A 6,821-nucleotide genomic window follows, 5' to 3' on the forward strand; every position below is an offset into this window, starting at 1 on the left:
GCCATCTCCACGCTACTGCGCCTCCGGCGGCGTGAACGTCTTCAACGCCGCGCGCAGGTTGCTTTCGGAGTCGATCAGGAATGTCGCCGACACCACGACTCGCTCGCCGTCGCTGACACCCTCAAGAACGGGATAGTACGCACCGGCCTTCCTGCCGATGGTCACGGTGCGCGGCTCGAAGCGGCCGTCGCCCTTGTCGATCAGCACGACGCGGCGCGTGCCATCGTCGATCACGGCCGATTCAGGCACCGCCAATTGCGGCGCGGAATCGCCGGTGGCGATCGCGACGCTGGCCAGCATGTCGGCCTTCAGCCGCTCTTCGGGATTGGCGATCTCGATTCGCACCCGCACCGTGCGAGTCTCGCGTGCCACGCTGGGATAGATGTAGTTCACCGTCCCGGTGAAGCCGCTGTCGCCATAGGCCGTCGTGGTGATCGCGGCCATCTGGCCGACGCGAATGTCGGCCACCTCGGTCTCGGGCACGTCGGCGACCACCCACACGGCGCTGAGATCGACCAGCTTGAACAGAGGTTCGCCGGTCGTGATGCGCATGCCCTGGATCGCCGGTTTCTCGATGACCACGCCGTCGATCGGTGCCGGCAGCGTCAGCGTGATGCGCGGCTCGCCACCGCGGCGCAGCCGCTCGATTTCGGCTTCGGGCACGCGCATCACCCTGAGGCGCTGCAGTGCCGTTACCTCCAGGCCGGCGACGGCACTGGTCGAGCGGCGGGCCAGCACGTAGTCCTGTTCGGCCAGCAGCAGCGCCGGGCTGTAGATCGTGGCCAGCGGCTCGCCGCGTTTCACGGGATCGCCCGTGGCGCTGGCAACGAGCGTTTCGATCCAGCCCTCGAACAGCAAGGCGACGATGGCTTGCCGGCGTTCGTCGAACTGCACGGTGCCGGTGGCGCGGACCGGCCGCGTCAGTGGACGGCGTTCGACGATCTCGGTGCGTACGCCCAGGCGCTGGATGCGCTCGGGGCTGATCTTCACCGTGCCGCTGTCGTCAGGCTGGTCCTCGCCCTCATAGACGGGGATGTAGTCCATGCCCATGGAGTCCTGCTTTGGCACCGGTGAGGTGTCCGGCAGGCCCATGGGATTGCGGTAGTAGAGGATCTTCTTGCCGCCCGTACTGGCTGCGGGCGCGGGCATCGGCCCGCTCATCAGCAGGAATGTGCCCGCAGCACCCCCGCTTGCGGCGAGGACGGCAACCGCGGTGCCCAAAAGAAGCGCGCGCGCCGTCATGGCGAGCACCCGCGATGCAGGATGACGGGGATGGCGCCGCGACCAGGGGCCGCGCGCCGGCACGTGAGAACAGACATGGAAAGCTCGCGCCAAAGGAGGGCCGGCGCGCGGGCAAGCATGCCGCGACGCAGATCCGGGAGGGCGTTAGATTCGACCGGTCAGTTCAGACGCGCGGCGGCGGCAGCAACGGTCGGATGGCGCGTGACGTGAAATCGCTGCGGCCGGCAAAACCGTGACTGTCGGCAGCGGGCGCGGCCGGCTGCGTGACGGGCGCTTCCAGTCGCGCCGTCATCGGACCCGGCATGCGGGCACAGGTGCCCAGGCAACTGTCCTTGCGATCGCACGTGTCGCCCGTGCAGTCGTCGCAGGCCGCGTTGTCGACGGCGGAGTCGGTGACGTCGCCGATAGGTGCGGTGGGCACGACAGCGACCGCCGGCGGCAATGCCGCGGCGCATGCGATAGCGATCACCATGAGGATCGCCACGAACTGTCGGAACCTGTGCACCGCGCAACCCTAGACGCGCCGCCCCGTCAACTCAAGTCACAGACCGGCGACCTGCTTCGCTCAGAACGTCACCGTAAGGTTGGCGCGGATGCCGTGGTCCCGCGCGCCCGCGCCGAGTTGGCCATTGTAGCGCACGCCGAACGTGACCTGCTGCGTGAGGCTGATATCGACTCCGGTGTCGATCACGATGGCGTTGCGCGCCAGCGGCACACCCGAGATGGTGAAATCGGGCCCGCCGGCGACCGCCTGCACCGCCTTGGGTCTCACGCCGCCGAAGGCATGGCGCCATCCCGCGGTGGCGTGCACGGTCAGCCGATGGCCGTTGCCGACGTCGAAGCCGGCCGTGGCGCGCGCACCCAGAGTGGAGAACGTGGCGTCGCTGGTACCGCCACGGCCGCGCAAGGCGGCAGCACCGCCGCTCTCGCGTGTTCCGTTCGTGCGCAGGTTGACGTACGCCAGGTTGGCGAAAGGCTCCAGCACCACCGGACCAGCATCGACGGTGTAACCGACTTCGCCGTAGATCTGCGCGGTGCGGGCGCTGTAGGTATCGCGGGCGCGGTCGGTGAAGCCGGGGAAGGCGATGGTGCGGGACGTGTCGATGTCGTGCCAGGCGTAGGCCGCACCGGCACGCACGCCGAATCCGCCGAACTGCGCGCCGCCGTAGAGGGCGAGGTGGTAGCTGTCGATGCGGGCCGATGACGCGCGCGCGCCCAGGGTTACGCGGGAATTGCTGTAGCCCGCGGCGAGGCCCAGGCGGACGACATCGCCGATGGCCGCATCGGCGCCGACGATGACGCCGCTCGCCGAGCGGTTGAGGCGGCCGGCATTGCCGTCGCTGGTGAACGTGCTCCACGACCCGAAGCCGCGCATCCATGCCGTCACCGTATCGCTGGCGGCTGCGGTTCGTCCCGAAGGACTGACGCCGCCGAACGCCTGGCGCAGCCGGTCCAGCGTCGCTTCCCGGATGAAGCGGCTGTCTTCCAGCAAGGTGGCCTTGAGCGAAGCGTGGATTTCGCCGGACAGCCCCTCGAAGGCCATGCGCGCGGATGCGGCATCGAGGGGGACGATCGCGCCGTAGAGTGGATTGCCGAGGCCCAGGGTCTCGACGCCGCCCGCGGCGGCGACCTGGTTGGGTGTCATGCCGATACCGGCGAAGCGGATGTCGTTGCGCTGCAGGGTCAGGTAGGCGTTTGACGCATCATAACCGAGGCTCGGTGTGAGGAACGCGAGGTTGCTGCTGACGCCAGCGAACTGGCCGCTCACGCCGCCCGCGGCGGTCAGGATGGTGTATTGCGTGGCGGGCGCGTAGCTGCCGGGCGCCGCCAGCACCTGCACAGTGCCGCCGGCCAGCGTGGCGGTGCCTGTGGCGAGGATGCGGTCGGTTGCGCCGGCGGCATCGACCTCGACCTGGTAGGTCGAGCCGGCGGCGAAGGCCACGTTGCCGGCGACGGTCAGCGTGCCGGTGGAATTGCCGGGCGCCACGATGGCGCCGCTCTGGATCACCACGCCACCGATGGTGCCGGTGCCGCTCAGCGTGCCGCCGCTGAGGGTGACGACAGAGTTGGCCAGCGATCCGTTCACTACCAGGCGGCCGGCCTCGACAGTGGTCAGGCCTGACAGGGTGCTCGTGCCGGTAAGGTTGAGTGTACCGGCGCCACGCTTGGCGAGGCTGCCGGTACCATCGATGGCGTTGGCCAGGATCGCGTCGGCGGCCTGGTCGATGATCAGCGCGCCGTTGTTGAGGATCGTGCCGCTGCCGAAGCTGGCGGCAGAGCCCGCCAGCGTGCCGGCAGCAATGGTCGTGCCGCCGCTATAGGTGTTGGCGCCCGTGAGCACGGTGGTGCCGTTGCCGATCTGCCGCACGGCGCCACTGCCGGAGATCACGCCGGCGAAGGTCACGCTGTCGGACCTGTTGAAGGCAAGAGTGCGGTCGTTGACGACGTCGCCCGTGATCGCGCCGCTCGTACCGCCGTCTCCCAGTTGCAGCGTGCCGCCGCTGATGGTGGTGCCGCCGCTGTACGTGTTGTTGCCGGTCAGGATCAGCGTGCCGCTGCCGACCTTCCGCAAACCCGTGGCCGTGCCATCCGCAATAGTCGAGGCAATCGAGGCCGCGACGCCAGAATCGACGGTGATCGTTCCAGCGGTGCCGCTGGCCGGCGACATCGCCAGGGTGCCGCCGCTCAGGGCATATCCTGCGGTCGAGAATTGCAGCGTGTCGAATGCCTGAGTACCGACGACCGTGACGGTACCGCCGGCCGCACCGGCGAAGATGCCGACGGACCCGCCCCATGTCCCGTTGATGGCTGCTTGGCCGGGCTGGCCGGTCCAGTTGGTGCCGCCGGCCGACCATGTACCGGCGCGGCCATCGACCGTGCCGTTGCCGCTGCTGTCGGCGCCATCCCAGAAGAACAGGGTCTGGCCGGCGCCACGCACTGCCAGATTGACCTGGCCCGTGATGCCGGTCTCGACCTGATGGCCGGCGACTGTGAAGCCGCTGGTGCCGGTGACGCCGACACCGCTGAAGGCGCCGGCCAGCGTCCCGCCGTAGTTGAACAGGCGATAGTAGCCGCCCGCCGCAGCGCGCGCGTCGAGTGCGCCGCCCAGGGTAAGGTTGCCCGACACCACGACAAGGTCGTTGCCAGTGACGGGATCGCTGCCGCCGGCGACGCCGGGCGCGTTCAGCTCGAAGATCGACGTTGCGCCTGCATTGAGCGCCAGGCTGCCGACGCTGAGGGTGCCCGGGCTGGCACCGACCGACAGGGTGCCGTCGACGGTGACGGGGCCTGCGATGCTGCCGGTACCGGCCAGGGTGCCGCCGGTGAGGACTGAAACCGAACCGCCCAGGGTGGAGTCGACCCGCAGCGTGCCGTCCGACACGGTGGTGCTGCCGGCGAAAGCGCCACTGTTGCCAGTCAGGATCGTGGTGCCGCCGCCGACCTGATGCAGTGCCCCGCTGCCCGAGATGATGCCGGCGAACGTGACAGTGTCGGACCGGTTGAACGCCAGCGTGGCGTTGTTGGTGACATTGCCCGTGATCGCGCCGGTCGTACCGCCGTTGCCCAGTTGCAACGTGCCGGCCGCGATGATGGTGCTGCCGCCGTAGGTGGCTTCCGCGGTCAGCGTCAGCGTGCCGGCACCCTTCTTCGTCAGCCCGCCCGGGCCGCCGATCGCACCCATGGCAACGAAATTACCGGCGGCCGCGGCGACGTCGATGGCGCCGCCGGATGCGGTGAGGTCGAATACGCGCCCGCTGCTGTAGCCTGTGCCGGTGATCCGGAGAGTGCCGCCGTCGGAGAGGGTGACACGCGATCCTGCGGCGCCGAGGTTGGCGTTGCTCGAGACCGACAGTGTTCCGCCTGAGACCGTCGTGCCACCGCCATACGCATTGCTGCCGGTCAACGTCAGCACGCCACCACCGATCTGCCGGACGCTGCCGGTACCGGAGATGGTTCCGCCAAACGTGAGCGTGTCGGATCGGTTGAAGATCAGCGTGCCGTCGTTCGCGACGTTGCCCAGGATGGACCCTGTCGTGCCACCGGTCCCGAGCTGCAATGTGCCGGTGCTGATGACGGTGCCGCCGGTATACACATTGTTGCCAGTCAGGACCGTGGCGCCGCCACCGTTCTGCTGCAGCGCGCCGTTGCCCGAGATCACGCCGGCAAACGTAACGGTATCGGACCGGTTGAAGACCAGCGTGGCGTTGTTGCTGACGTTGCCGGTGATCGATCCCGTGTTGGTGCCGTTGCCCACTTGTAGGGTTCCGGTGCTGATGATGGTGCCGCCGCCATAGGTGTTGTCGCCGGTCAGGATCGTCGTTCCGCTGCCGATCTGACGCACGGCACCGGTGCCCGATATCACGCCGCTGAACGTGATGCTGTCGGTACGGTTGAACGCGAGTGTGGCGTTATTGGTGACGTTGCCGACAATCCCGCCCGTAGTGCCGGCGTTGCCCAGTTGCAGCGTACCCGCACTGATGGTTGTGCCGCCGCCGTAGGTATTGTCGGCCGTCAGGATGAGTGTACCCGTGCCGGCCTGTGTCACCGTGCCGGTGCCGGAGATGACGCCGTCGAACATGATCCTCGGGAACTGGCCGAACGGGGTGGCGGTACCGGAGCGATTGAAGACCAGGGCCGCGTTGTTGACGACATTGCCGCCGATCGATCCGGACCCGCCGCCATCGCCCAGCTGCAGGGTGCCGGCGCTGATGGTCGTGACGCCGGCGTAGGTGCTGTCGCCGGTCAGCACCAGGGTGCCGGTACCCGACACCGTGACGGATCCGGACCCGGTGATGGCGCCGCCGAGAGCGAAGCCGCTGCGCTGGTCGATGGTCAGGCTGCCGGTGACATCGATGTTGCCGGTCAGAGTCGAATCGGCGCGCGTGATGGTCAGGGTATTGGTGCCGCCGGTGAAGGCGATGGCGTTACCCCGCACCGACGCGCCGGACAGGCCTCCGACGATCCGGCCGCCGTCGAGCGTGATGGCAAGGTTCTGGCCGACAATGCCGGCGCCGCCGACGCCAACGCTGCCGTATTGAGAGCTGCCGCCGTCGCCACCTGTCACGCTGGCTGTGGCGCTCAGGGTGATTATGAGATTCTGGCCGACAATGCCGGCGCCACCGTTGCTACCGTCGCCGTCGAAGGTTGCGTCGCCACCGCTGCCACCCTTGCCCCCTTGTATTGTCCCGGCGACGGTGAGGGTCGTGCCGGCCGTGCTGGTCAGCAGCAAGCCGATGCCGCCGCTACCTCCATTGCCGCCCACGAAATCGGCGGAACCGCCATTACCGCCGGCCCCGCCCGTCGCCGAAACGGTCATCGTCCCCAGGTCGCCGCTGCTGGTGACGACAGCACCGAAGCCACCGGCGCCGCCGCTGCCACCTTCCGTCAGGTCGACCGTGGAGCCACCACCAGCACCGCCGGCGCCACCGGTACTGGACGCATTCGGAAGCGCAGGGCCCACAAAGCCGTGTGCACCGCCCCCGCCCCCGCCCCCGGAGGGCGCATAGCCGCTCACGGCGTCGGCGCCGGCGGCGCCGGCGGCGCCCGGTGTCGTGCCACCGGCGCCGCCCAGCGCTGTG

General features: G+C 68.9%; 3 protein-coding genes. All 3 read right to left on the reverse strand.

The genetic code is table 11. The features are described 5' to 3' along the window. Positions 1-12 precede the first annotated feature (12 nt). Positions 13-1,149 (reverse strand): efflux RND transporter periplasmic adaptor subunit, encoded by a 1,137-nt coding sequence (locus FQU96_RS40390; protein ID WP_178131131.1) that lies wholly within the window; start codon positions 1,147-1,149, stop codon positions 13-15. 256 nt (positions 1,150-1,405) lie between these two features. Then, complete coding sequence (locus FQU96_RS40395) at positions 1,406-1,714, reverse strand: hypothetical protein (RefSeq protein ID WP_146547110.1); 309 nt, start codon at positions 1,712-1,714, stop codon at positions 1,406-1,408. 93 nt (positions 1,715-1,807) lie between these two features. Beyond that, positions 1,808-6,821, reverse strand: a 5,014-nt coding sequence (locus FQU96_RS40400) for an autotransporter domain-containing protein (protein WP_146547111.1), incomplete at its 5' end; no start/stop codon positions are given.

The organism is Reyranella sp. CPCC 100927 (assembly GCF_007859315.1).
Taxonomy (GTDB): Bacteria; Pseudomonadota; Alphaproteobacteria; order Reyranellales; family Reyranellaceae; genus Vineibacter.

Bases quoted from the DNA above. Each gene is read 5' to 3' on its own strand.
- FQU96_RS40390 (WP_178131131.1), bottom strand. From the start codon at position 1,149: ATGCCCGCGCCCGCAGCCAGTACGGGCGGCAAGAAGATCCTCTACTAC.
- FQU96_RS40395 (WP_146547110.1), bottom strand. From the start codon at position 1,714: ATGGTGATCGCTATCGCATGCGCCGCGGCATTGCCGCCGGCGGTCGCT.